Raw genomic sequence first — 25631 nt, 5'->3', positions numbered from 1 at the left:
CAAGCCCGGCCGGCGCCTGTGAAAAGGGGAGATTTCAATGGCACTCGACAATGCGAACGATTTCTCGATGTCCCGGCGAGCGATGAAGGCTGAACTGCTGGACGCGGAGACCGAGCTAAAGCTGGCATACGCTTGGCGTGACGAGCGCGATGAGCAGGCTTTGCACCGGTTGATCACAGCTTATATGCGCTTGGCGATTTCGATGGCCGCCAAATTCAAACGTTATGGCGCGCCAATGAACGATTTGATCCAAGAGGCTGGTCTGGGTCTGATGAAAGCCGCCGACAAGTTCGACCCGGACAGGGGCGTGCGTTTTTCAACTTATGCGGTTTGGTGGATCAAGGCGAGCATCCAGGATTACGTGATGCGCAACTGGTCGATGGTGCGAACCGGGTCGACCTCATCCCAAAAGTCCCTGTTTTTCAACATGCGCCGAGTTCAGGCGAGGTTGGAGCGTGAGGCCGCGACCGAGGGGATGGATCTGGATCGCCACCAGCTTCATCAAATGATTGCCGCCGAGATCGGCGTGCCCCTCCGAGATGTTGAGATGATGGAAGGGCGCTTGTCAGGATCTGATTTCTCTCTGAATGCGGTTCAGTCGACGGATGAGGACGGTCGGGAGTGGATCGACGCGCTGGAAGATGAACGTGAACAAGCAGCCGAGACCGTTGAAAACAGCCACGACACTGAACAGCTTCGCGAATGGCTGGTGACAGCGATGCAGGCGCTGAATGATCGCGAAAGATTTATCGTGCGCGAACGCAAGCTGCGCGAACCCGCGCGGACCCTTGAAAGCCTGGGGCAAGAGCTTGGTCTGTCCAAGGAACGGGTGCGTCAGCTTGAAGCGGCGGCTTTCGTGAAAATGCGCAAGAACCTTGAAGCGCAATCGCGCGAGGTGCAACACTTCATCGCATGAGACAGCTTGCGATTCTGCTTAGTATACTTGTGGTTATAGCAGGCCCTGGCTATGCCGAGGACCTGATACCGGACGATATTATGGCGGCGATGAAATCGTCTGACGTAATTATTCTGGGCGAAATCCACGACAACCCACAGCACCATATTATTCAGGCAGAGGCCTTGAAGGGCATTACGCCTTCGGCCGTTGTGTGGGAGATGGTAACTGAAGAGGGCGCTCAGCGCCTTTCAGACAAAGCAATTTCAAACCCGGACGAACTGGCGCGTATCCTCGAGTGGCTCGAGTCCGGATGGCCGCCGCTCAGCATGTACTACCCGGTATTTCAAGCGTCAGACGCGCCAGTTTACGGGGCCATGGTCCCACGTGCGGCCGCCCGTGCCGCGATGGAGCGTGGTGCAGCCACTGCTTTAGGGGCAGATGCGGCGCGTTATGGTTTGACGGTTCCGTTGCCACCTGCTGAGCAGGCCGAACGTGAAGCGGATCAATTGGCCGCGCATTGCAACGCAATTCCGCAAAGTGCCTTGCCGCAAATGGTTGCCATCCAGCGTCTGCGTGATGCGGTGCTGACCCGTGCGATCCTGCGTGCAACGGACGAAACCGGTGGGCCGGTCGCGGTGATCACTGGCAATGGCCACGCGCGAAAAGATCGGGGCATTCCAACGTTTCTTGCGCGTTTGCGCCCGGGGCTGAAAGTGTTCGTACTGGGGCAGTCCGAGGATGGAGTAGTCGAGGGCGAATTCGACGCTGTTATCGACAGCCCGAGTATCGAACGCGAAGATCCTTGCTTGGCCTTCGAGACACAGAATTAACCGCTGGTACTGTCCGGCCCGCTTGCCTAATGTCAGGGCCGACCGGGACGGGAAGGGTTCAATATGCTGGCATCGAAACGCATTCTGCTGATCATCGGCGGTGGGATCGCAGCCTACAAGTCGTTGGACTTGATCCGGCGTTTGCGTGAGCGCGGCGCCTTTGTGACACCTGTTCTAACCCGCGCGGGTGAAGAGTTCGTGACACCTCTGTCTGTATCAGCCTTGGCTGGAGAAAAGGTTTATCGCGATCTGTTTGACCTGACCGACGAGGCTGAGATGGGTCATATCCAACTGTCACGCTCTGCCGATCTGATTGTTGTTGCACCCACAACTGCAGACCTTATGGGAAAGATGGCAGGGGGGCTGGCCAACGATCTGGCCTCGACCCTGTTGATGGCGACGGACACACCGGTTCTTTGTGCACCTGCAATGAATGTACGTATGTGGAACCACCCCGCAACGCAGCGAAATTTGAGACAGCTCCAGGCGGACGGCATCCGCTTTGTCGGCCCGAAAGAAGGCGACATGGCTTGCGGCGAATTCGGTCCCGGCCGAATGTCTGAACCGCTTGAAATCGTTGACGCGATTGAAACGCACTTGGGCAATGGTCCGCTTACAGGCAAACGCGTACTGGTGACCTCGGGCCCTACGCATGAGCCCATCGACCCCGTGCGCTATATCGCCAATCGCTCGTCCGGGGCGCAGGGCACCGCAGTGGCCCAAGCACTGGCGTTATTGGGGGCTGAAGTAATCTTTGTCACCGGCCCGGCTGACGTGCCGCCTCCCGAAGGTGTTCAGGTCGTTTCGGTTGAAACCGCCCAGCAAATGTCAGACGCGGTAGACGCTGCTCTGCCGGTTGATGCAGGCGTTTTCGCAGCGGCCGTCGCGGATTGGCGGGTGGTCAGCGCCTCGGACCAGAAGTTGAAAAAAAGTCGTGACGGGATGCCAGCCCTAGAGTTTGCCGAGAACCCAGACATTCTAAAGCGAATTTCGCATCTCGAAACCGGACGCCCTGCGTTGGTTGTCGGCTTCGCCGCCGAGACAGACAACGTGATCGAACACGCCACCTCAAAGCGAGGACGCAAAGGCTGTGACTGGATCGTAGCCAATGACGTCAGTCCGGCAACGGGGATCATGGGTGGGTCCGAGAATGCGGTTACCCTGATTTCGGAAACGGGCGTCGAGGAATGGCCGCGCATGGGCAAAGCGGAAGTGGCCAGTCGTTTGGCGCAAAAGATTGCCGACACGCTGACAAGCTAAACAAAAGAAGGAGCCGTGATGGTTGCTATTCGTGTAATTCGCGAGGAAGGCGCAGATCCTTCGGTGCCTCTGCCATCCTATGAAACTGCCGGGGCTGCTGGCGCGGATGTACGGGCGAACCTGCCGGATGGGCAATCGATCACGCTCGAACCCGGCCAGCGCGCTTTGGTGCCGACTGGGTTGCGGATCGAAATCCCGCAAGGGTATGAGGTACAGGTGCGTCCCCGCTCGGGCCTTGCCTTGAAACACGGGATTACGCTGCCCAATACGCCGGGAACAATCGACAGTGATTACCGCGGTCCGCTGGGTGTGATTGTGCTGAATGCCGGGCAAGAGGTATTCGACATCACCCACGGGGAACGTATCGCACAACTGATTGTTGCCCCTGTTGTTCAAGCCACGTTCGAAGCGACTGACATACTAAGCGATACGGATCGCGGCGCGGGCGGCTTCGGCTCGACCGGGCGGGGCTGATGCTGCTGGTCTTTATTCTAGCTGGGGCGCTGTGGGGCATCGGCTATCTTGCCGGTGTGTCCAAGACCGCACGCATGGTGTCAGTTGCCGTTTTGCTGTTGGGTGTCATCATTGCTCAACTGCTTTTGCCCGATGGTCATCCCTTGCGAGAAGCGACTGGCGGCTCTGCGGCCATGTGGCTGCTTTTGGCTGGTACCGCGCTACTGGTTCTGCTCTATGGGCAAGTGCTGAAAGCGCTGCGCAATCGCGCCGCGCCAGCCTCAGCCCAGGAGCCAAAGATGCCATCCGACCAGTTCACTGAAACCGAGCTTGATCGCTATGCCCGCCACATTGTTTTGCGGGAACTCGGCGGCCCCGGTCAAAAGAAGATGAAAATGGCGCGAGTGCTGGTCATCGGTGCTGGTGGGCTGGGCGCGCCAGCCCTTCAATACCTTGCCGCCGCTGGGGTGGGTACAATCGGCGTGATCGACGATGACGAGGTTGAGAACGCCAACCTGCAGCGCCAGGTAATTCACCGGGATGCCGATATCGGAATGCCCAAGGTATTTTCGGCGCAACAGGCGATGGAGGCGCAGAACCCCAACGTGGTGGTCCTGCCCTATCACCGTCGCCTGACCGAAGAGATCGCCGCGGACCTGTTCGACGATTTTGATCTGATCCTCGACGGCACCGATAATTTTGACACCCGTTATCTGGCCAACCGTACCGCAGTCGCGCAGGGCAAGCCCCTGATCTCTGGTGCCCTGTCGCAATGGGAAGGGCAGCTCAGCGTGTTTGACCCAGCCAATGGATCCCCGTGCTATCAATGCATCTTCCCCGAGGCTCCAGCGCCAGGTTTGGCCCCATCCTGCGCCGAAGACGGCGTGATCGGCCCATTGCCCGGCGTGGTAGGATCTATGATGGCGGTCGAAGCGATTAAGGTGATCACCGGAGCGGGCCAGCCGCTGCGAGGCGAAATGCTGATATACGACGCGCTTTATGGGGAAAGCCGCAAGATCACCCTGTCCCGCCGCGCTGATTGCCCGATTTGTGGAGCCGGTGCGTAACCCCGTTTTGGATCATCTGGCCCATCGTTCCTACCTGTGTGGTCAAAGGAGACACGCATGACCAACCCCATCCTGTCCGACTGGACCACGCCCTTTGAAATCGCACCATTCAATACAATTTCCGATGACGATTTTTCACCAGCATTGGATCAGGCCATGCAGGCCCACAATGCCCAGATTGATACTATTGCGGCCAATTCGGACGCCCCAACATTTGCCAACACGATCGAAGCGCTTGAGGCCGCAGGTGAACAGATGGACAAAGTTCTGTCAGTGTTCTTTACGGTCGCAGGGGCCGACAGCAACCCGGCACGCGAAGCGTTGCAGCGGGACTTCTCGCCCAAACTGGCCGCGCATTTCTCGAGCATTTCGTCGAACAAGGCTCTGTTTCAACGCGTGGCGGATTTATGGGCGCGCAAGGACGAACTGAACCTGACGGATGAACAGGACCGCGTGTTGATGTTGACCCATCGCGGTTTTGTTCGCGCAGGTGCGGCGTTGCAAGGTGATGATGACGCCCGGATGCAAGAGATCAAGGCGCGATTGGCCTCGCTAGGCACGTCTTTTACCCAGAACCTTCTGGCAGATGAGCGTGATTGGTACATGGACTTGTCGGAAAGCGATCTGGAAGGTTTGCCGGATTTCGTCGTGGACGCCGCCCGCGCAGCGGGGCGGGAGAAAGGCGACGAAGGTCCGGTTGTGACCTTGTCGCGCTCCCTCATAGTGCCGTTTTTGCAATTCTCGCCGCGCCGTGATCTGCGGGAAAAGGCGTATCAAGCCTGGGCCGCGCGGGGGGCAAACGGGGGCGAGACGGATAACCGGGATATCGCCGCTGAAATCCTGAACCTGCGGGAAGAGCGTGCCAAGCTGTTAGGCTATGACAGCTTCGCCGATTTCAAGCTGGAAACTGAAATGGCCCGGACGCCTGACAAGGTTCGCGATTTGCTGATGCAAGTGTGGGACCCGGCCAAGACGCGCGCTGATACAGACGCAGACATCCTCACGCAGATGATGCAGGAAGACGGCGTCAACGGCCCGTTGGAAGCGTGGGACTGGCGTTACTATGCCGAAAAACGCCGCAAGGCCGAGCATGATCTGGATGAGGCTGCGTTGAAGCCATACCTGCAATTGGAGCGCATGATCGAGGCGTCCTTTGCCTGCGCCAACCGCCTGTTCGGGTTGGAGTTTGCGCCTTTGGACGTGCCGCTATACCACCCCGATTGTCGCGCGTGGGAGGTCACACGAAACAGTCAGCATATTGCGGTTTTCATTGGCGATTACTTTGCGCGTGGATCAAAACGGTCCGGTGCTTGGTGCAGTGCGATGCGGTCACAGGCCAAGTTCCCTAAGGTACAAGCGCCGGTCGTGATCAATGTCTGCAACTTCGCCAAGGGTGATCCGGCATTACTGTCTTATGACGACGCGCGGACGTTGTTCCATGAATTTGGTCACGCGCTTCACCAGATGCTGTCAGATGTGACTTATGAAAGTATCTCGGGAACCAGTGTTGCGCGGGATTTCGTCGAATTGCCCAGCCAGCTGTACGAACATTGGCTGGAGGTACCCGAGGTGTTGGCCGAGTTCGCCACGCATGCGGAAACAGGCGAGCCAATGCCGCAAGAGATGCTAGATAAAGTCCTAAAAGCAGCCAATTTCGATCAGGGGTTCCAGACGGTTGAGTATGTCGCCTCGGCTCTCGTTGATCTGGCGTTTCACGATGGCGCAGCGCCTGCTGACCCAATGGCAAAACAGGCTGAGGTTTTGTCAGAAATCGGCATGCCGCACGCCATCGGTATGCGCCACGCGACCCCGCATTTCGCGCATGTTTTTGCGGGTGACGGGTATAGCTCGGGCTACTACAGCTACATGTGGTCCGAGGTCATGGATGCCGATGCGTTTGCCGCCTTTGAAGAGGCTGGAGGCGCCTTTGACCCCGAGCGTGCCAAAGCACTGGAAGAAAGCATTCTCTCAACCGGTGGTTCGCGCGAGGCAGAAGACCTGTATCTGGCCTTCCGCGGACGCCTACCGGGCGTAGACGCCCTGCTGAAAGGGCGCGGGTTGGTCGCGGCCTAGTAGCCCAAAGAACGATCCACGAGGTGCAGGAAGGGCTCACCCTTCTCTCCTCGTGTGATGTTCTCACAAATCACCTGCGCGGCTGTCACTGGCCGGGTCTCCGAGGCAATGTGCGGCGTCACCGTCACATTTGGATGTTCCCAAAAGGCGTGATCCTCGGGCAGTGGCTCAACCCTGAACACGTCCAACGTGGCGTGGCCGATCTGATCCGAATTAAGCGCCTGTAACAGGGCATCGTCGTCAATCAGAGGTCCTCGGCCGGGGTTGATGATCCGTGCGCCCTTGGGCAGCAGGGCCAGCGTTTCGGCGTTCAATGTGTTTTCCGTAGCCGGCGTGTCCGGCAACAGCAGAACCACGATTTCGGCCTGTGACAGAGCGGTGCGTAGCCCGTCTGCGCCATGCAGGCATTTGATCCCGTGAATGTCCTTGGCTGTTCGGCTCCAGCCTGTCACATCAAAGTTCAACGCGGCCAGCGCATCGGCGGCGGCCTCTCCCAATGCGCCAAGGCCCAGAATGCAGACTCGACGTTCAGTTGCCAAAGGCGGAGCGTCGGGTGTCCAGACACCGTCCTGAACCGTAATGTGTTGATCCATCCCAAGGTGATAGCGCAGCACGTGGCCAACAACCCATTCCGTCATACCTTGCGTCAGGCCATGATCCACCATCCGCGCAAGCGGCACAACCAGTGTCTCGTTGCCCGCGATCTGCTCGACACCCGCCCAAAGGCTGAGCACGGCCTTTAGCCTGGTATAGGGTGTGAAATCCAACAACCCGCCATTTGGGGCATAGATGATATAGTCAACCTGATCCGGTTCAAATTCAGTGCCAATCTGAAAGTCCAAGCCGGCATCGGTCAATCCTTTGGTCAGCAGTGGTTCGTAGATGGGCCAGAGCGCAGGGCGCGCTGAAAACAGGATGTTCACCGGCATGGAGGGCCTTTCAGATCAGCGGGGGCGATGTATATGGGCGCTTTGGACTATGCCGAAGGCGGCCATCAGAACCAGCATGGCCGAGCCGCCATAGCTGACCATGGGTAGCGGTACGCCAACAACCGGTGCAAGACCCATGACCATCGACATGTTGACGGCGAAAAACAGGAAGAAGTTCAGCGCGATCCCTAGTGTTACCAGAGACGAGAAACGATCCTTCGTTGAAAGCGCAGTGACTAGGCAGAACACCAAGATCAAGCCATAGAGGGTCAACAGGGTAATGCCGCCGACAAATCCGAACTCCTCAGCCAGCGTCGTAAAGATAAAGTCGGTGTGCTTCTCGGGCAAAAAATTCAGGCGGGATTGCGTGCCCTGCATGAAACCGCGTCCGTTCCAGCCGCCCGATCCCAATGCGATCTTGGACTGAGTGATGTGGTACCCCGCGCCCAGCGGGTCGGTCGACGGGTCCAAAAAGGTGTCGATCCGGCGGAACTGGTAATCCTTGAGCAACTGCCATTCTGTGCCGCGACTGTTGAATACAGTCGCAATCAACCCAACCACAGCAGCGATGACGGCAGCGAAGTAAGCCCAGTGGACGCCAGCAAGGAACATGAGCCCTCCACCTGCCGCCAACAGCAGGATTGAAGTACCCAGATCCGGTTGTTTCAGAACCATGAAAGTGGGGATCAGGATCAGCGCTACTGGGATTAGCACCCAAAGCGGTCGCGAGGTTTTGTGCGACGGCAGCCAATCGTAATAGGCGGCCAAAACCATGACTAGTGCAACTTTCATAACCTCAGACGGTTGTAGCCGCATGAAACCTAGGTCGATCCAGCGCTGCGCGCCCATCCCGATGGTGCCAAAAAGCTCAACAAAAACAAGAAGAACAATTGATCCAAGGTAAGCCACAACGGACATGTTCCGCCAGAACCAGATCGGTACCAGCGCGATAATGAACATTACTGTCAGGCCTAGTCCAAAGCGCTCCAACTGTGGTTCTGCCCACGGGGTCCACGACCCGCCAGCAACAGAATAGAGCATCAAGAAGCCAGCGCTGGCGACGCTTATTAGCAGCAATGTCAGGGGCCAGTTCATATATAGAAACTTGCGGAACCCTGACGGCGTAGATTTGACGGCGTATTCAAGATAGCTCATGCGCGGTCCTTCTCGGTCGGACGCGCTTTGGGGCGACGGTCACCCTCCAGCTTTTTCTGCTGTTCTTTGATGCGTTCGCGATCGGCAACCGGATAAGCCTCAAGCGGGGGTGTGCCGTTGTAGAGCGCTTGCAGCATGATGTCCCGAGCGACTGGAGCGGCCGCCTTTGAGCCGCCGCCGCCATGTTCAACCACCACAGCAATTGCGTATTTCGGGTTGTCATAGGGTGCAAAGCTGACAAACAGCGCGTGGTCGCGGCGTTCCCAGGGCAGGTCTTCGTTGCGGATCACACCGGCGGCGCGTTCGGCCTTGGTAATGTTTCGCACCTGACTGGTGCCGGTTTTACCTGCCATACGCAGGTCATCCGCGATGATGCGGCTGCGATAGGCCGTGCCGCCCCGGTCATTTGAAACCGAAAACATTGCTTTGCGGATGTGGTCCAGGTTGTTCGGATTAACGGCCAGCGGCTCACCTGTACCAGAAGGTTGCTCAACCCCGTTTACAGATCGTACCAAACGCGGTTTGACAGCGCGCCCCGTGGCAATCCGCGCTGTCATGACCGCAAGTTGTAGGGGCGAGGCCAGCATGAAACCCTGACCGATCGAAGCATTCGCCGTGTCGCCGACCAGCCAGCTTTCTCCGTGGACACGTTCCTTCCACTCCTGGTTCGGAGCCAACCCTTCAGCAACGGCGGACATTGGAATGTCATGTTTGACGCCCAGCCCAAAGATGCGGCACATCTCGGAAATCTTGTCGATACCTACGCGCAACGCCACGTCGTAATAGTAAACGTCGCAACTGCGCTTCAGTGACAAATTCAGGTCAACCGTTCCATGTCCGCCACGCTTCCAGCAGTGGAAGCGGCGGCTGCCGACCTTCAGGTGCCCGGGGCAGTAAACGGTATTTGAGGGACTAATCACGCCAGCCTCGAGCGCCGCCATGGCGGTGATCATTTTGAATGTCGAGCCGGGCGGGTAAGTACCCTGCACGGTCTTGTTGGCCAACGGGCGGTAATTGTCTTGCGTCAGCGCTCGGTAATCAGCAACCGAGATGCCGCGCACGAAGAGGTTCGGGTCGAAACTGGGGGCCGAGCTGATGGCACGGATATCGCCGGTTTCGCAGTCGATCACAACGGCAGCGGCGCTTTCTCCGGCCAGCCGGGCCTGAGCGTATTGCTGCAGATCGGCATCGACCGAAAGCTGCAGGTCGGCCCCGGCTTCACCTTCTTGCCGATCCAATTCGCGCATCACACGACCGGTGGCGTTGACCTCGACCCTTTTGGCCCCTGCTTTGCCGCGCAGGCTTATTTCCTGTTTAGCCTCAAGACCGACTTTCCCGATTTGAAAGCGCGGTATCCGGAGAACAGGTTCAGGGTCTTCGATTTGGCTTAGATCATAGTCGCTGACTGGACCGACATAGCCGACAACATGGGCAAAATCCTCATAACGGGGATATTGTCGGGTTTGCCCCACTTCGGGGATCACACCGGGAAGGGCAGGCGCATTGACCGCGACCTTCGAGATATCTTCCCAAGTGACCTGGTCAGCCAGTGTAACGGGCAGGAACGGGGCAGAGCGGCGCATTTCTGTCTTGGCCCGCTCAATTTCCTCTTCTGTCAAAGGGATCAGGTTTGAGAGTTTGGCGATTACTTGGTCGACGTCTCCAGCATCCTCGCGCACCATTACAATGCGGTACGAGGGCGAGTTCTGACCAATGATCTCTCCGTTTCGGTCATAAATACGGCCACGGGTCGGCGGGATCAGGCGGATATTGATCCTGTTTTCCTCGGCCAGCAGGCGATATTCATCGGCCTGATCCACCTGCATGAAACGCATTCGGGCAGCCAGCCCGCCAATAAAGGCGGCTTGCAATCCGCCCACAATTAACGCCCTGCGCGGCAGGCGTTTATAAGCAAGCCCCTGGGGCGTTGGCTTTCGCTGCTTCATCCTCGAGCCCCCAGCGCACTGGTGTCAGACGCAGCTCTTCGGCGCACACCCAATCCATTCTGGCTCAGCAGAACGATCAGTGGATAAACTGCAATTGTCAGAACTAATTGTATCACAACTGGTCCTAAAGCTGCCTGCTGCACCGACAGAATAGCAAGAAGGACGCGATTCAGCATAAAAACTGCTGTGATCACTACCGCGACGGTAATCCATTCGCTGACAAAGCCGGAATCCCGTGATCCAAACGCTGCTGAACGCAAGTACGCCGCACCAAGAACAACTAGCGCGGCCAGCAGACCGGGCGGGCGTTGCAACAATAGATCTGCCATCAGCATCACGATGGCCACTGACAGGGTCGGCACAAATTCAGGCCGCCGCAGCACCCAGGCAAACGTCAGAGCGATCAGCAAGTCCGGAAACGGCCAGCGATCCGGTTTTGTGTCGAGCGGCAGCAGATGCAGGAACAGGATTAGCGCGGCCAGACAAAGGTACAGCGCCCGTTTGGACCAGAGCTGTGAGTTTGCGCTATCCATCTCCCACCTCGGCAGGGCTTAGAGCTGTTTCGGGGCTTCTAGGACCCACGATATCACCGGGATCGCGAATAAGTGGCGCTGATTGGAATCGCAAAACGCGAAGGAATTCTAGGCGCTCGAAATCCGCCGAAAGGCGCACGCGCAAGCGACCGCCGGGATCGGCAGTAATCTGACCAATCAGCAAGCCGCCGGGGAATACGCCACCATCGCCCGAGGTTACAACACGGTCGCCGGGCCGAACCAGTTCTCGGTTCTCCAGAAACTCTACCGCTGGTGCCGAAGTATTGTCGCCGGTGATCAGGGCAGTCTGTCCCGAAGGCTGGATGGTAGCTGGGATTGCGCTGGAAGCATCGGTTAACAAAATCACTCTTGCTGTATCCGGGCCGACGCCGGAAATACGACCAACCACACCGATCCCGTCCATGGTGGCCCAACCGTCTGTGATGCCGTCGCGCTCACCTACATTGAGCAGAACGGATTGACGGAAGGGTGAGCCACTGTCTGCCATCACAACTCCGGTGATATAAGTCAGCCGCGGATCGAGACGAACATTGTTAAGATCCAGGAGGCGAGCGTTTTCCTGCTCCAATTGCAATGCAGCTTCTTTCCAGGCGCGCATCAGGCGCAGTTCGCTGCGCAACTCTTGGTTCTGTTCGCTCAGGCGTTGATAGCTTTGAAAGTCGCGGGCCAGATTGACGATTGCCGTGACGGGCACCATGGCCCATTCCATTGAGGGCACCACCCGATCCACCACCTGCGCACGGAACCGTTCCACCCGTGGGCTGTCGATGCGCCAGACCAGAAAGATGCCCAGCAGACACAACACCACGATCCCCAATAGCAAGCGGCGCAAAGGGGTGGTGTATTCGTCGCGCTGTGATCGGTCCTTTGCCACAGGACTCCTTCCCGTGCTGCTCGTGCCCGAGTGTTATCCCTTAAAGGGTGCGCGCCTTAGCTTTCGTAGTCAATCGCGTGGCGCAGCTGTTTTTCGTATTCTAATGCCTTGCCGGTGCCCAAAGCCACACAATTGAGGCTTTCATCAGCAATCGACACGGCCAGACCCGTCTGTTCGCGCAGGGCCAAGTCCAGATCACCTAACAGCGCACCACCGCCGGTCAGCATCACGCCCCGGTCGACGATGTCAGCGGCCAGATCGGGCGGCGTGGTCTCAAGCGCAGTCATTACGGCTTCGCAGATCGCTTGCACCGGTTCCGACAGAGCCTCGGCCACCTGAGCCTGGCTGATCTCGATTTCCTTCGGCACGCCGTTCAGCAGGTCGCGGCCCCGGATATGCATCGACTGCCCGCGCCCGTCGTCGGGCATGCGGGCAGTGCCGATGGTTGTTTTGATCCGTTCAGCGGTGGATTCACCGACCAGTAGGTTCTGCTGACGGCGTAGGTATGAGATAATGGCCTCGTCCATCCGGTCGCCACCAACACGGACTGAACGTGCGTAAACGATGTCGCCCAGCGAAAGAACCGCAACCTCCGTGGTGCCGCCCCCAATATCGACAACCATGTTACCCGTTGGATCGGTAATTGGCATGCCGGCACCAATCGCAGCTGCAATCGGTTCGGCAATCAGACCGGCCCGGCGGGCACCTGCGGACAGAACCGACTGCCGGATCGCGCGCTTTTCAACCGGAGTCGCGCCATGCGGGACGCAGACAATGATTTTCGGCTTCGAGAAGGTTGACCGTTTATGCACTTTGCGAATGAAATGCTTGATCATCTCTTCCGCTGTGTCGAAATCGGCAATGACGCCTTCGCGCATCGGGCGGATTGCTTCGATCGAACCGGGTGTCCGGCCCAGCATCAGTTTGGCGTCCTCACCCACGGCCAGTACTTTCTTCACGCCGTCTTTGACATGGTAGGCCACCACTGACGGTTCAGATAGGATCACGCCGCGCCCTTTGACATAAACCAGCGTGTTCGCTGTCCCAAGGTCGATGGCCATGTCCGCTGTGAACAGGCCGCCCAGATTGCCAAAGATCCCCATGATTCCCCTGATCCTGTATGTCGATTTTTCTACTGCCCGCGACTCGACGGTTCCGGGACGGATGACTTATAGGGTGCCAGCACGCCCGGTAAAAGGGCTGATTCCGCGACAATCAGCACCTTTCCGCCTTATTCAGAGGGACTTTAGAAGGCAACATGCTCTCTTATCAACACATTTACCACGCAGGAAATCTGGCTGATGTGCAAAAGCACACTTTATTGGCATGTGCGCTGGACTATTTGACCCGCAAAGACAAGCCATTGACCTATCTCGAAACCCACTCAGGACGAGGGCTTTACAAGCTGGATGCTGAGGAAGCAACGCGCACGGGCGAAGCGCAGGCGGGCATTTTTCGGGTTCAGCAGGAGAACTGGTTTGGTGTGGATCATCCACTGAACCGTGCGATTAAAGCAGTCCAGAAACAACACGGGATAGCGGCATATCCCGGCTCTCCGTTGATCGCTGCCGGTCTTTTGCGGGATCAGGATAGTTTGCATTTTGCAGAGTTGCATCCGCAGGAACACACGGCTCTGGCTCTGGCAATGTCTCCCCATGGGGCGAAAGTGTATCAGCAAGACGGGTACGAACTGGCACAGTCCCTGTTGCCGCCGACGCCCCGGCGGGGGATGTTACTGATTGATCCAAGTTATGAGGTGAAATCGGAATATGACCGCCTGCCCGGCATCATTTCCAAAATTCATCGCAAGTGGAATGTCGGGGTCATCGCCCTTTGGTATCCCGTTCTGACGGATGATCGCCATAGCGCAATGATCTCTGCGCTGAAATCTCAAAACCTGCCAAAGACCCTTAATCATGAGGTGCGGTTTGACCCGGTGCGAGAGGGGCACCGCATGGTCGGTTCGGGCATGTTTATCGTTAACACGCCCTACGGTTTGGAAGACGAGGCTACCCGTCTGTCAGAGCTGTTCGGAAGGCTTCGGGCATATCATTCAAAGACAAGGTAGAACTCCCGCCTCGCTTGCCCGCATCAAAGATGCAGTCAAACGAGTTGGGCCCGGCAGTGCGCCACAGGCGCACTGCCGGGCCCAAAACCCAAGAAGGGTCGGCGAAGCCGGGCCGCCGCTGGTGCGGGAGCCCTGACTCGCCCGTTTAAGTTAGGTCCTTGTAGCTGATCTCACGCGCATCTGCGCCCGGTCCGGTTTTTTCGCGGCGCACGATCAGGCGATTCAGCGCGTGGATGTAGGCCTTGGCCGAGGCTACAACGGTGTCGGTATTGGCCGATTGACCGGTGGCGATCATGCCGTCCTCTTCCAGGCGTACCGAAACCGTAGCTTGCGCATCGGTGCCTGCGGTTACGGCATGCACTTGATAAAGTTGCAAATGGGCCTTGTTCGGATGGATCGCGCGGATTGCTTTGAATGTCGCATCCACCGGACCGTCCCCGTGTTCGGTGGCGATGGTGTCCTTACCGTCCACTTCCAACTCAACAGTCGATTCCGCCTGTCCGCCGGTGCCGCAGGTCACCTTCATCGACACCAGTTGCAGGTGGTCGTCAGCGTCATCCAACGTCATCAGCGCGATGAGATCGTCGTCAAACACCTCTTTCTTGCGGTCGGCCAGATCCTTGAACCGCACGAAGATATCCTTGAGCTGATTGTCACCAACCTCAAACCCCAGCGTTTCCAGCTTGTCGCGCAACGCCGCACGCCCCGAGTGTTTGCCCAACGGCAGTGACGTGCCGGACAAACCCACGTCCTCGGGACGCATAATTTCGAAATTGTCGCGGTTTTTCAGCATGCCATCTTGGTGGATACCGCTTTCATGAGCAAAAGCGTTCTTGCCGACGATGGCCTTGTTGAACTGCACGTTAAAGCCCGACACCGTGGCAACCCGACGCGAGATATGCATGATCTTGGTGGTGTCGATGCCGGTGTGGTACGGCATAATGTCATTGCGGGTTCGCATTGCCATCACAACCTCTTCCAAAGCTGTATTCCCAGCGCGTTCACCCAGGCCATTGATCGTACATTCGATCTGTCGCGCACCGCCGATTACAGCGGCCAGCGAGTTCGCCGTCGCCATGCCCAAATCGTTGTGGCAATGGGTGGCGAAGACAATCTCGTCAGCACCCGGAACGGTCTCGATCAGGCGTTTGATCAAGTCGGCGGATTCCAACGGTGCCGTATAGCCAACTGTGTCGGGAATGTTGATTGTCGTCGCACCTGCTTTAATCGCGATCTCGATCACGCGGCACAGATAATCCCATTCCGTCCGGGTCGCATCCATCGGCGACCACTGCACGTTTTCGCAAAGGTTACGCGCGTGGGTGACCGTCTCGTGGATTTTCTCGGCCATTTCGTCCTGCGTCAGGTTTGGAATGGCGCGATGCAGTGGGGAGGTGCCGATAAAGGTATGAATCCGGCTTTTCTCGGCGTGTTTGATCGCCTCCCAGCAGCGGTCGATATCGGTGAAATTGGCACGGGCCAGACCGCAGATGCGGCTGTTTTTGGACCGTTCGGCAATTTCGGAAACCGCTTTGAAATCTCCCTCGGACGCGATGGGAAATCCGGCCTCGATGATGTCGACGCCCATGTCGTCCAGCAGCTCGGCAATCTCGAGCTTTTCGTCATGGGTCATGGTGGCGCCGGGGCTTTGCTCGCCATCGCGCAAAGTGGTGTCAAAGATCAAGACGCGGTCTTGGTCGGTTACGTTGGTCATGGGAATCTCTTTCTTCTTCTGTCCTAAAGCCTATGGCGCGCTGGCGTCCTCCTCTGAGCGGGCGCGCCGGATGGCACGCTCAGAGGCGGATTAGGATCAGTAGGCCACGCAGCGACGCACCGCTACGGGCGGTGTCGACAAAAGGGATATCTGCGCGGTTGATCATGAGCGGAGTTTATACAGCGCCAGAGCGGAATGAAAAGCCTCATTTGCGGTGTAGCAACCGTTAAAAGATATTCTTTTTTGAATCGCATTGATCCGCTTTCGCTGTCGGCTAGATGATGCGCCATGACAAATGCACTTATCATCGGCGCGTCGGGCGGAATCGGTATGGCGGTTTGTCAGCGCCTAAGAGAGCAGGGCGTGGAAGTAACCACTTTGTCGCGCTCTGCTGACGGTTTTGACCTAAGTGACCCCGAAGGCGTTAATCGCGCGCTGGAAAAGCTCTCGGGACATTTCGATCTGATTTTCGTCGCTTCTGGTGCGTTGGAAATCAACGGAGATGAACCTGAAAAGACGGTTCGTGCCTTATCAGCGCGTGCGATGATGGACCAGTTTGCATTGAATGCTGTCGGACCGGCTTTGATCTTGCGCCATGCATCGCGATTGTTGCCACGTGATAGGCGTGCTGTCTTTGCAGTCCTTTCGGCGCGTGTGGGTTCGATAGGTGATAACCGGCTAGGTGGATGGATCAGTTATCGCGCTTCGAAGGCGGCTGTTAATCAGATTGTCCATACAGGTGCGATTGAGCTTGCCCGAACACACAAACACGCGATCTGCGTTGTATTGCACCCTGGCACTGTCGAGACCGAGTTCACCCGAAAGTACCTTGGTCGTCACCCAGCGGTCGCCCCGGATACCGCTGCCGCCAATCTACTTTCTGTAATTCAGCAGCTGACTCCGCAAGATACAGGTGGCTTTTTTGATTGGGCGGGAAAACCTGTGCCGTGGTAAGATGCTGGGCTCAGCCGTCTGAGCTGCTGGTTTCGGCAGGAGGTGTCGCGGGCGTCGTTTCGGGTTCTGTTTGGTCAGGTGTCGCAAGTGCATCGTTTTCCCAGACGCCGGATTCTTCTTCGCCATTGGCATAGCGCATTGTTCCGTCGCCGTGACGCTTGTTGTCCAGAAACCCGCCTTCGTAAACATCGCCGGTCGCGAAGGTTGCAATGCCGTTCCCGCTGATTTTTCCTTCGACCCAATCACCGGTGTAAGTGTATCCGCTTGGCATTGTGATGGTTCCTTTGCCCTGGCGCTGGCCGTTCACGAAATCACCTTCATAGACGGTACCGTCGGGGAAATTGGCTTTGCCCTTCCCTTGGCGAACACCTTCAGCCCATTCACCTTCATAGCGATATCCGTTTGCAAAGGTCAGAACGCCATTGCCGTGGCTAACACCGTTTTGGAACTGCCCGGTGTAGACAACACCATTCGGGTAAGTCGCTTTGCCGTCACCTTCGAAAACTCCGGCAATCCACTCGCCCTCGTAAATAATGCCATCAGAGAAGGTGTGCATACCTTTCCCATCCGGTAAGTCGGCGCTGAAATCCCCAATGTAAGTCGAACCGTCTGGATAGGTCAGTTCACCAAACCCTTCGATCTGGCCGTCTGCCCATTCACCGGTATAGTCAAACCCATCTGTGCCCAAAAATCGTCCTTTGCCGTGGCGGCGATCCTCAGAGTAGTCGCCTTCATATGTTGCACCGTTGGCATAGGTGGCCTTGCCTTGCCCCTGGCGGCGCCAATTGACCAAGTCGCCTTCGTATACATCGCCGTTAGCTTGCAACAATCGGCCTTTTCCAGTGGCTTGATCATTGACCCACGCGCCAGTGTATACTTGGCCATCAGGGGACGTGTGGGTCCCTTGACCGTGACGTTGACCATTTTGAATGTCGCCTTCGTAAACGCCGCCTTTGGCATAGGTGATTTTACCTTTGCCCTGCTTTACCCCGTCAACCCAATCGCCGTCAAAGCTGTAGCCGCTGGGATCGGTCAGCACGCCCTTGCCGTGATGGAGCGCGTTCCGGAAGCTGCCTTCATAGCGGGCACCGTTAGCATAGCTGACTGTTCCAGTACCGTTGATTGTGCCCCCGGACCATTCACCTTCATAGGTACCACCATCGGGATAGATGATCTTTCCTCGCCCTTCGGGTTGACCCTTAACGAAGTCGCCTTCGTAGATCGAGCCGTTGGCATAGCGTGCAACACCCTTGCCCTGAATTTCGCCCTCGACCCACTCGCCCTCGTATTCGAACCCGTCTGGCAGACGGTACGTGCCCGTCCCGTGCCGCAACCCGTTTTCGAACGTGCCCTCGTACACTCCGCCGACCTCGTCATCGGCGACGATTACTTCATCGCTTTGCGCGGTGGCACCCGCAGCGATCAGGGCCATTGCGGAAGCGGCTATGGAAATGCGGAAAGCGTTCATGTTCGGTCCTGCCTGCCCAGAATTCATCTTTTGGCCCAAAACTAAGGTACCCGTGGGGGTAGGGCAACGGGTTTTGCCGCATTTGCCTTTCACTCGCGCAATGATCTGCTAAATGGCAATAAGACTGACGAGGGCAAGAGGGCACAATGGCCGACCGTTTCCGCATCACGCTTGCGCAACTCAACCCGACTGTGGGGGATATCAAGGGCAATGCCTCCAAGGCGTTGGCCGTGTGGGAACAGGCGCGTGAGGCCGGAGCCGATCTGGTCGCGTTCCCCGAGATGTTCATCACCGGCTACAACACGCAGGACTTGGTAATGAAGCCGGCGTTTCATCAGGCAGCGATGGCTCAGGTCCAAGAACTGGCCATCCAATGCGCTGATGGCCCAGCGGTAGCGATCGGTGGACCTTGGGTCGAGGATGGAAGTCTGTTCAACGCATACCTGATCCTAAAAGGCGGTCGGATCAGCAGCAAGGTGTTAAAGCATCACTTGCCAAACGAGACCGTTTTTGACGAGGTACGCCTTTACGACGCTGGACCAATGGGTGGACCTTACTCGGTTGGAAATACCCGTATAGGTAGCCCAATCTGTGAGGACAGCTGGCACCCTGATGTAGCCGAAACGTTGGAGGAAACCGGGGCTGAGTTCCTCCTGATTCCCAATGGCTCGCCTTATTTCCGCAACAAATATGACGTTCGCCTGAATCACATGGTGGCGCGCGTGGTCGAAACCGGGTTGCCTCTGATATATCTGAACATGGTAGGCGGTCAGGACGATCAGGTGTTTGACGGAACCACGTTCGGCCTAAACCCAGGCGGGGAACTGGCGTTTCGAATGCCAGTTTTCGATGAGGCGGTAACACATATTGATCTTGAACGCGGTGATAGTGGTTGGCGTATTGCGCCCGCCGAAATCGTGCCGCAACCGGATGAGTGGGAGCAGGATTACCGCGCGATGGTGCAGTCCCTGCGCGATTACATGGGCAAGACAGGTTTCAAAAAAGCATTGTTGGGCCTGTCGGGTGGGGTCGACTCTGCTTTGGTCGCGACTATCGCTGTGGATGCTATTGGGGCGGAGAATGTGCGCTGTGTGATGCTGCCGTCCGAATACACCAGTCAGGGTTCATTGGACGATGCCGAAGCGGTCGCCAAGGCACTGGGTGTTCATTTTGATTACGTTCCGATTTCCGACAGCCGGGCAGCCGTGACCGAAACGCTGGCCCCGCTGTTCGCTGGACGAGACGCTGGCCTTACCGAAGAGAACATTCAGTCCCGTCTGCGCGGTTTGCTTTTGATGGCAATTTCAAACAAATTCGGCGAGATGCTGCTAACCACCGGCAATAAATCCGAGATCGCCGTGGGCTACGCCACGATCTATGGCGATATGAACGGCGGCTATAATCCGATCAAGGATCTGTACAAGACACGCGTGTTCGAAACGTGCCGCTGGCGGAATGCTAATCACCGCGACTGGATGATGGGACCTGAGGGTGAAGTTATCCGGCCTTCGGTCATCGACAAGCCCCCAAGCGCGGAATTGCGCGAGGATCAGAAAGATAGCGACAGCCTGCCGGATTACCCGGTTCTGGACGCTATTTTGGATATCTTGGTCGATCAAGAAGGGTCAATTACTGATTGTGTGGCTGCGGGTCTTGACGAAGCGGATGCGCGGCGGGTCGAGCACCTAATATACATCAGCGAGTACAAACGGTTTCAGTCCGCCCCCGGAACGCGCCTAACCAGCCGGGCGTTCTGGCTGGATCGCAGGTACCCGATCGTAAACCGCTGGCGGGATCGAGGGTGATCTAATCCGGACTCATTTGTCTGACCTGAGTGTTTCTGAAATCTGAACAGTTCAGAGAAATGATGAGCACAGTTGCTACATCATTGACGGTTCGCAAGTTTCACGGGCGACGGTTCAACTTGCGCCTTGAAAATGAGACATTTTTTTGCCACATTTTAGCTTAGTTATTGCCCCATATGGGGCGCCGCGGCATATCTCGGTTGTTTGTTAGGCAGGTGGGTAGATGCCAAAATCGGATATGTTGTGTGTAAGTGTTTGAATGTCTGAGTTAACGATTTGGTGTTACGATGTATAAGGAATATGACAAACCTCTCCATCCGCCAATAAAGTATAAGTCGATGGAATCTGAAGGGTGCGCGCTGAACGAAAGCGAAGTCGATTCTGCGATTGCTGAACTATTGCGCGGCGAAGACTCGGATGAGCTTGAGGTCGAACCTGAGGATGCGCAAACCGTCTTCCCCCAACTGACCGATCAAGCAACGATAGACGAAGTGGACTGCCCGCAGGAAACGGGCCTTGCAGCAACGTTACGCCAAAAGTGGGCCGAGCTGCGCGGCGCTGCATAAAGTACACCTGAAGTAGGTCTAGGCGGTGCGAAATTCGCGCCGCTTTTGCGTGTAGGCCACAGCTTTCAAAAAACATGAGCCTTGCCGTACAAGGCATGTTGCCAGCGTGACCGCGCCGCGCCTTGATGGCGGTCCGAGCCATGAAGTACGAGCGGTTGATGCCCGGTCCCAAGCCCACCCCAGTCGAATCCGATATGCACCTGCCAAAGACCGTGGACGTTGTTGTCATAGGCGGCGGCATAATTGGGTCTTCGACAGCTTTGGAATTATCTGAACGTGGCGCCTCGGTTCTGCTATGTGAAAAAGGGCAGATCGCAGGCGAACAAAGTTCTCGTAACTGGGGGTGGGTGCGTCTGGGTATGCGTGACCCTCGGGAAATCCCGCTTATGGTCGAGGCTTTGAAATTGTGGCAGGGGATGGACCATCGGACCGGGCGCCAAACAGGATACACCCGCTCGGGCATTCTTTTTGGTGCTTCTGGCAAGCGCGGCAGGGGGCAACTGGAACGCTGGCTGAACAATGTGGATGGATTGCAGACCGGTGCGAAACTTGTAACTGGGTCAGAATTGAACGCCTTGTTGCCGGGCAATCAGACTAATTTTGAGTGCGCCCTCTACATGCCAGGGGACGGTCGGGCGGAACCGCAGTGGGCGGCCCCCGCGATTGCCGAAGCGGCACGGGAACGAGGCGCTCTGTTAATGACCAATTGCGCTGTGCGCAGTGTCGATGTCCACGACAAGCGCATCAAAGGTGTTTTCACAGAGCGTGGTCGGGTGGCGTGTGGTCGTGTTGTTTTGGCTGGGGGAGCGTGGTCGCGTTTGTTTGCTGGCAACGCAGGGATAGACCTGCCGCAGATGAAGGTCCTGAATACCGTGTTACGCACGTCACCAGTTGAAGGACCTGAGGCCGCACTTTGGTCAGACGAATTCGCTGTGCGTAAGCGCGCCGATGGGGGCTATACCATCGCATCTGGTCACGAAAATACGGTTGATATCGTGCCTGATAGTTTTCGTCTTGCTCGGCGATTTCTGCCCGCCTTTAGACAGGAATGGCGATCCCTGCGTTTTCGGTTTTCAGGTCGTTGGCGTATAGAAACGCAAGAGGATTGGCGTTGGCTGGCTACCGATGTGACGCCATTCGAAAAGTGTAGGGTTCTGGATCCCGAACCTTCAGCGAAAACGCTGCGGCGGGCTTGGGCGCGGGCGCGCAAAGGTTTCCCGGTGTTGGAGAAAGCTGAGATCGTTCAAAGCTGGGCGGGGATGATTGATGTAACGCCAGACGCGGTGCCTGTGATCTCAGGTGTGGACGGGATTTCAGGCATGTATATTGCTACGGGATTTTCTGGCCACGGGTTTGGTATTGGCCCTGCGGCGGGCCGTCTGATGGCCGACTTGGTCGCCGAAACCACGCCTTGCGTCGATCCGGCCGCTTTTCGCCTGTCCCGTTTTACGGATGGCTCTAAGGTGCGGCCGGACGCAGGGTATTAGGCTTAGCCCATCATCTGATAGCTGACCGGGACAAATCGGAACCCGTCCCCGCGAGGTTCGACGAAACCAGCAGCCGGGAACGGCATGTGGTAGCCAATCATCGGTACCTTGTCGGCGGCCAGCATGCCCAGCACATTGCGCCGGGATGCGGTTGCTGCGGCTTTGTCCATGTCAAACTTGAACCCCCATTCGGGGTGAGCGAACGACCAGACATAGTGATTGGCCAAATCTGCGGTCAGCACCAGCCGCTGACCGTTGCTTTCCAGATGATACACCGTATGCCCCGGCGTATGACCAGCGGCGGAAATCGCAGTGATGCCTGATGCCACTTCGCCGCCGTTGTCAATGAAGCTCATCTTTTCGGCCTGCGGTGTGACCTTGGCAGCGACTATGTCACCGACACGGTTGCCCGCCTCCTGCGCCGACCAGAAATCATACTCGGCTGCTGCCGTGATATAGCGCGCGTTTGCAAAGGTCGGCGCGTCATTCGTGGTCATGCCGCCGATATGGTCAGGGTGCATGTGGGTGATTACAACAACATCAATCTGATCCGGGGTCACGCCCGCATCTGCCAGTGCCGCCTGAATGCCGCCCTGACCAAGGCCGGTGTCGAACAGAACCAGCTCGGACCCGGTGTTGACCAGCGTCGGGGTAAAGGGCAACAGCGCCTTATCGGGCGAGATGAAATTCTCGGACGAGACACGGGCAAAATCCGCATCCGGCACGCCTTCGCCAAACATCTCTTTGACGTCGTCGCGCGGTGCGCTGCCATCCAGCAGCGTGGTGACGGTGAAGTCGCCCAAGGTGAACGACTTAGCGATGGTTGAGTTTGCCTTGGTCTCGGCCCCGGCTGCCAAAAGCGGAGTCGTGGCGGCAGCAAACGGCAAAGCAGCCGCCGACCCCAAGGCCGCGCGGCGTGTGAGTTTCATGGTCATTTTGGTTCTCCCTGTCAGAACACCATACGGTGAATTAGGTCGGCGCGAGTCACTTGCCAGTTTATACACACAGGAAATGGGCTGCGTGGATGAACATGTCGTGTTAATTTTTGTTCATGTCGCGATCTTCAAACAAGACCGAACCCACCGACCAATGTGTCGATTGGTTCCTGCAGTCCGTGGAGCCGCCTTCGAAAGCAGAGGATGCCCAGGTACTGGACGCGCTTTTTCGCAATGTGACGGGCTTTTCCCCGGTGATGTGGGGGCCATCGATTGTAGGCTATGGTCGCTATCATTACCGCTACAAATCTGGGCGCGAGGGTGACTTTCTGGCCACCGGCTTTTCCCCGCGCAAGGCGGCGCTGTCGATTTATATAATGCCGGGTTATGCGGATTTCGCAGACATCCTGTCCGGTCTTGGTAAACACAAGCTGGGCAAATCCTGTCTTTACGTGAACAAGCTGGCCGATATCGATTTGGATGTTCTGTCCGAGTTAATCCGCGCAGGGTTGAAGGACCTTGATCGGTATTGGCCGGTCGAGCCGACCTGAACGCCTTTGCTGGACAAAAGTTCCATCCTGTGACATGAGCCGCGCCAACAGGAGAACTCCATGACCACCACCCGTTTTGCCCCGTCGCCCACCGGTTACATCCATGTGGGTAACCTGCGCACCGCCCTGATGAACTATCTAATCGCCCGCAAGGCTGGCGGCACCTTCATCCTGCGTATTGACGACACCGATCCTGAGCGGTCGAAAGAAGAATATGTCGACGCCATCAAGCAGGATATGGAGTGGCTGGGTCTTCATTGGGATCGGATCGAACGTCAGTCAGATCGTCTGGACCGTTACGCCGAAGCCGCTGACAAACTGCGCGAGATGGGCCGGTTTTATGAGGCGTTTGAGACGCCGACCGAGTTGGACCTCAAGCGCAAGAAGCAGCTGAACATGGGTAAGCCACCGGTCTATGATCGCGCTGCGCTCAACCTGTCTGATACCGAAAAAGAGGCGTTGCGCGCCGAGCGTGGCAATGGTGTCTGGCGCTTTAAGCTGGATCACGAGCGGATCGAATGGAATGATGGTATCTTGGGCGACATCTCGATTGATGCGGCCTCGGTGTCTGATCCAGTGCTGATCCGGGGAGATGGTCAGGTTCTTTATACGATTGCGTCCGTGGTCGATGACACCGAGATGGGAGTGACCGACGTAGTGCGCGGCTCGGACCATGTGACTAACACGGCGACTCAGATTCAGATCATTGAGGCGCTGGGCGGCACTTGCCCACGTTTCGCGCACCATTCGCTGTTGACCGGCCCGCAGGGCGAGGCATTGTCAAAACGCCTTGGCACGCTGGCGCTGCGTGACCTGCGCGAGCAGGGCGTGCAGCCTATGGCGCTGCTGAGCTTGATGGCGCGTCTGGGGTCATCCGATCCGGTCGAGCTGCGCTCGGAGATGGCTGAGTTGATTGAAGGCTTCGATGTGAACCGTTTCGGTGCGGCACCAACAAAGTTTGATGTGCAGGACCTGTTCCCTCTGACCGCAAAGCACCTGCAGTCGCTGCCGCTGGCTGACGTCGCAGATGCGGTCGCGGATGCCGGTGTTCCGGCAGAGCTTGCCGAACCCTTCTGGGCGATGGCGCGCGAAAACATCACCACTCTGAGCGACCTCAAAGGGTGGTGGGACCTGTGCCGCGATGGGGCTGAGCCTTTGATCGCGGATGAGGATCGAGAATTCATCACACAGGCCATCGCATTGTTGCCCGAAGGCCCGTTTGATGGCGATACTTGGGGCAATTGGACCCAAGCCGTGAAAGAGGCCACAGGCCGCAAGGGAAAAGGGTTGTTCATGCCGTTGCGGAAAGCGTTGACTGGCATGGAGCGTGGCCCGGAAATGGCTACTTTGCTGCCATTGCTGCAGGTGATCCGCGCGCGTAGCTGATTGTAGAAGTACAGAATTCATAAAGGCGGGGTCACGTGGCCCCGCCTTTTTCTATGCGGTTTGTACGAAGCGTACAGACAAACGGTTCAAGCGGTCGTTCACGAATTCGGCTTCGACGGGTTTGAGCTGCTGGTGCCGTGGGTAGCGCGGTTCAGCACGGTCATCCAGGATCGGCGCGTCCCACCCTTCGGTTGTATCAAAGAACCGGTCTGCGCCACTTTCGCCAAAGGCCCGCAGGTATCCCTGCACAACGACGTCAATATAACTCAGCAAAATTGGGTGGCGATTTGTCGGATCGCTTTGGCGGTCGTGTGGAACTGCGTAAACGGCAATTTCGACCTGATGGGTTAGAGGATGCGTAACAGCATGCGTCGCCTGAACCCGATCATAGGCCCATTCCCGTTCGTCCAGCGCCGCCCAGTCGTTTTTGGGTACGTGAGCAATCATTCCCTCGATCTCGCAGTCTGGGTCCGGAATTGCGCTTAGAAATGCCACCGGGCGCAAGTCGGTGTGCCGCCATGCGCGACGCCAACCTTTCAACCGGGCAGGATGAGGGTCGGAGAAATCGTGGGTGGAGAGGTTAACGAGGCTGCCATAGCCAAAGAAGTAAGGGTCTGCCACGGGGCCAATGTCCTTTTCAGCGATTGATGTATGTCAA

The 25631-nt window shown here is 57.3% G+C and carries 23 protein-coding genes; 13 read left to right on the top strand and 10 right to left on the bottom strand.

The window, feature by feature from the left end:
* Positions 1-37: 37 nt before the first annotated feature.
* The 6 genes from ACR0L3_RS14630 to ACR0L3_RS14605 all read left to right on the top strand — a co-directional run bounded on the left by ACR0L3_RS14630 (position 38) and on the right by ACR0L3_RS14605 (position 6581).
* Positions 38-916 carry an RNA polymerase factor sigma-32 gene (locus ACR0L3_RS14630; protein WP_480746494.1) on the top strand — a complete coding sequence of 293 codons (879 nt, stop codon included), beginning with the start codon at positions 38-40 and terminating at the stop codon, positions 914-916.
* Positions 913-1728: a ChaN family lipoprotein gene (locus ACR0L3_RS14625; protein WP_480746493.1), complete on the top strand. Its 816-nt coding sequence runs from the start codon at positions 913-915 to the stop codon at positions 1726-1728. The genes ACR0L3_RS14630 and ACR0L3_RS14625 overlap by 4 nt, the downstream gene beginning before the upstream one ends.
* Before the next feature lie 63 nt (positions 1729-1791).
* On the top strand, positions 1792-2988 hold the full coding sequence (gene coaBC / locus ACR0L3_RS14620; RefSeq protein WP_480746492.1) for a bifunctional phosphopantothenoylcysteine decarboxylase/phosphopantothenate--cysteine ligase CoaBC: 1197 nt from the start codon (positions 1792-1794) through the stop codon (positions 2986-2988).
* Between the two features lie 18 nt (positions 2989-3006).
* Positions 3007-3462: a dUTP diphosphatase gene (dut, locus tag ACR0L3_RS14615; RefSeq protein ID WP_480746491.1), complete on the top strand. Its 456-nt coding sequence runs from the start codon at positions 3007-3009 to the stop codon at positions 3460-3462.
* Positions 3462-4508, top strand: coding sequence for a HesA/MoeB/ThiF family protein (locus tag ACR0L3_RS14610; protein WP_480746490.1), 1047 nt, complete (start codon positions 3462-3464; stop codon positions 4506-4508). The genes dut and ACR0L3_RS14610 overlap by 1 nt, the downstream gene beginning before the upstream one ends.
* A gap of 57 nt (positions 4509-4565) precedes the next feature.
* Positions 4566-6581, top strand: coding sequence for a M3 family metallopeptidase (locus ACR0L3_RS14605; protein ID WP_480746489.1), 2016 nt, complete (start codon positions 4566-4568; stop codon positions 6579-6581).
* On the opposite strand, the gene ACR0L3_RS14600 is transcribed toward ACR0L3_RS14605, so the two are convergent.
* From ACR0L3_RS14600 to ACR0L3_RS14575, 6 genes are read right to left on the bottom strand one after another with little or no spacing between them, the layout of a single operon-like run.
* On the bottom strand, positions 6578-7510 hold the full coding sequence (locus tag ACR0L3_RS14600) for a 2-hydroxyacid dehydrogenase (RefSeq protein WP_480746488.1): 933 nt from the start codon (positions 7508-7510) through the stop codon (positions 6578-6580). The genes ACR0L3_RS14605 and ACR0L3_RS14600 overlap by 4 nt on opposite strands.
* A gap of 15 nt (positions 7511-7525) precedes the next feature.
* The gene (gene rodA, locus ACR0L3_RS14595) at positions 7526-8665 is read right to left on the bottom strand and encodes a rod shape-determining protein RodA (RefSeq protein ID WP_480746487.1); all 1140 of its coding nucleotides are present in this window, start codon (positions 8663-8665) and stop codon (positions 7526-7528) included.
* Positions 8662-10611: a penicillin-binding protein 2 gene (mrdA, locus tag ACR0L3_RS14590; RefSeq protein ID WP_480746486.1), complete on the bottom strand. Its 1950-nt coding sequence runs from the start codon at positions 10609-10611 to the stop codon at positions 8662-8664. Before mrdA ends, rodA begins: the two co-directional genes overlap by 4 nt.
* Positions 10608-11144, bottom strand: coding sequence for a rod shape-determining protein MreD (locus ACR0L3_RS14585; RefSeq protein WP_480746485.1), 537 nt, complete (start codon positions 11142-11144; stop codon positions 10608-10610). Before ACR0L3_RS14585 ends, mrdA begins: the two co-directional genes overlap by 4 nt.
* Positions 11137-12039 (bottom strand): rod shape-determining protein MreC, encoded by a 903-nt coding sequence (gene mreC / locus ACR0L3_RS14580; RefSeq protein WP_480746484.1) that lies wholly within the window; start codon positions 12037-12039, stop codon positions 11137-11139. The genes ACR0L3_RS14585 and mreC overlap by 8 nt, the downstream gene beginning before the upstream one ends.
* Before the next feature lie 56 nt (positions 12040-12095).
* The gene (locus ACR0L3_RS14575; RefSeq protein WP_008756832.1) at positions 12096-13142 is read right to left on the bottom strand and encodes a rod shape-determining protein; all 1047 of its coding nucleotides are present in this window, start codon (positions 13140-13142) and stop codon (positions 12096-12098) included.
* 155 nt (positions 13143-13297) lie between these two features.
* Between ACR0L3_RS14575 and ACR0L3_RS14570 the strand changes: the two genes are divergently transcribed.
* On the top strand, positions 13298-14107 hold the full coding sequence (locus ACR0L3_RS14570; RefSeq protein WP_480746483.1) for a 23S rRNA (adenine(2030)-N(6))-methyltransferase RlmJ: 810 nt from the start codon (positions 13298-13300) through the stop codon (positions 14105-14107).
* A gap of 145 nt (positions 14108-14252) precedes the next feature.
* On the opposite strand, the gene ACR0L3_RS14565 is transcribed toward ACR0L3_RS14570, so the two are convergent.
* A complete protein-coding gene (locus tag ACR0L3_RS14565; protein ID WP_480746482.1) occupies positions 14253-15821 on the bottom strand; it encodes a 2-isopropylmalate synthase in 1569 nt (522 codons plus the stop codon).
* Positions 15822-16109: 288 nt separating this feature from the next.
* Between ACR0L3_RS14565 and ACR0L3_RS14560 the strand changes: the two genes are divergently transcribed.
* The gene (locus tag ACR0L3_RS14560) at positions 16110-16775 is read left to right on the top strand and encodes an SDR family NAD(P)-dependent oxidoreductase (protein ID WP_480746481.1); all 666 of its coding nucleotides are present in this window, start codon (positions 16110-16112) and stop codon (positions 16773-16775) included.
* 10 nt (positions 16776-16785) lie between these two features.
* Here ACR0L3_RS14560 and ACR0L3_RS14555 read toward each other — a convergent pair whose 3' ends face one another.
* On the bottom strand, positions 16786-18243 hold the full coding sequence (locus tag ACR0L3_RS14555; RefSeq protein WP_480746480.1) for an MORN repeat-containing protein: 1458 nt from the start codon (positions 18241-18243) through the stop codon (positions 16786-16788).
* 146 nt (positions 18244-18389) lie between these two features.
* On the opposite strand from ACR0L3_RS14555, the gene ACR0L3_RS14550 reads away from it, so the two are divergent.
* The 3 genes from ACR0L3_RS14550 (at position 18390) to ACR0L3_RS14540 (ending at position 22101) form a co-directional block, all read left to right on the top strand.
* Positions 18390-20048, top strand: coding sequence for an NAD+ synthase (locus tag ACR0L3_RS14550; RefSeq protein ID WP_480746479.1), 1659 nt, complete (start codon positions 18390-18392; stop codon positions 20046-20048).
* Positions 20049-20335: 287 nt separating this feature from the next.
* Positions 20336-20614: a hypothetical protein gene (locus tag ACR0L3_RS14545; RefSeq protein ID WP_480746478.1), complete on the top strand. Its 279-nt coding sequence runs from the start codon at positions 20336-20338 to the stop codon at positions 20612-20614.
* 158 nt (positions 20615-20772) lie between these two features.
* Positions 20773-22101 carry an NAD(P)/FAD-dependent oxidoreductase gene (locus ACR0L3_RS14540; protein ID WP_480746477.1) on the top strand — a complete coding sequence of 443 codons (1329 nt, stop codon included), beginning with the start codon at positions 20773-20775 and terminating at the stop codon, positions 22099-22101.
* A 2-nt stretch (positions 22102-22103) separates the two neighbouring features.
* Here the strand turns inward: ACR0L3_RS14540 and ACR0L3_RS14535 are convergent, their stop codons facing one another.
* Entirely contained in the window at positions 22104-23036 is a 933-nt protein-coding gene (locus tag ACR0L3_RS14535) for an MBL fold metallo-hydrolase (protein WP_480746476.1), read from the bottom strand.
* 116 nt (positions 23037-23152) lie between these two features.
* Here ACR0L3_RS14535 and ACR0L3_RS14530 point away from each other — a divergent pair, with 116 nt between their 5' ends.
* Entirely contained in the window at positions 23153-23587 is a 435-nt protein-coding gene (locus ACR0L3_RS14530) for a DUF1801 domain-containing protein (protein ID WP_480746474.1), read from the top strand.
* 60 nt (positions 23588-23647) lie between these two features.
* A complete protein-coding gene (gene gltX / locus ACR0L3_RS14525) occupies positions 23648-24973 on the top strand; it encodes a glutamate--tRNA ligase (RefSeq protein WP_480746472.1) in 1326 nt (441 codons plus the stop codon).
* Between the two features lie 51 nt (positions 24974-25024).
* Here the strand turns inward: gltX and ACR0L3_RS14520 are convergent, their stop codons facing one another.
* Positions 25025-25594: a gamma-glutamylcyclotransferase family protein gene (locus ACR0L3_RS14520; RefSeq protein WP_480746471.1), complete on the bottom strand. Its 570-nt coding sequence runs from the start codon at positions 25592-25594 to the stop codon at positions 25025-25027.
* Positions 25595-25631: the final 37 nt, after the last annotated feature.

Source organism: Ruegeria sp. CK1 (assembly GCF_056536545.1).
This window is presented reverse-complemented; position numbering and strand designations above follow the sequence as displayed.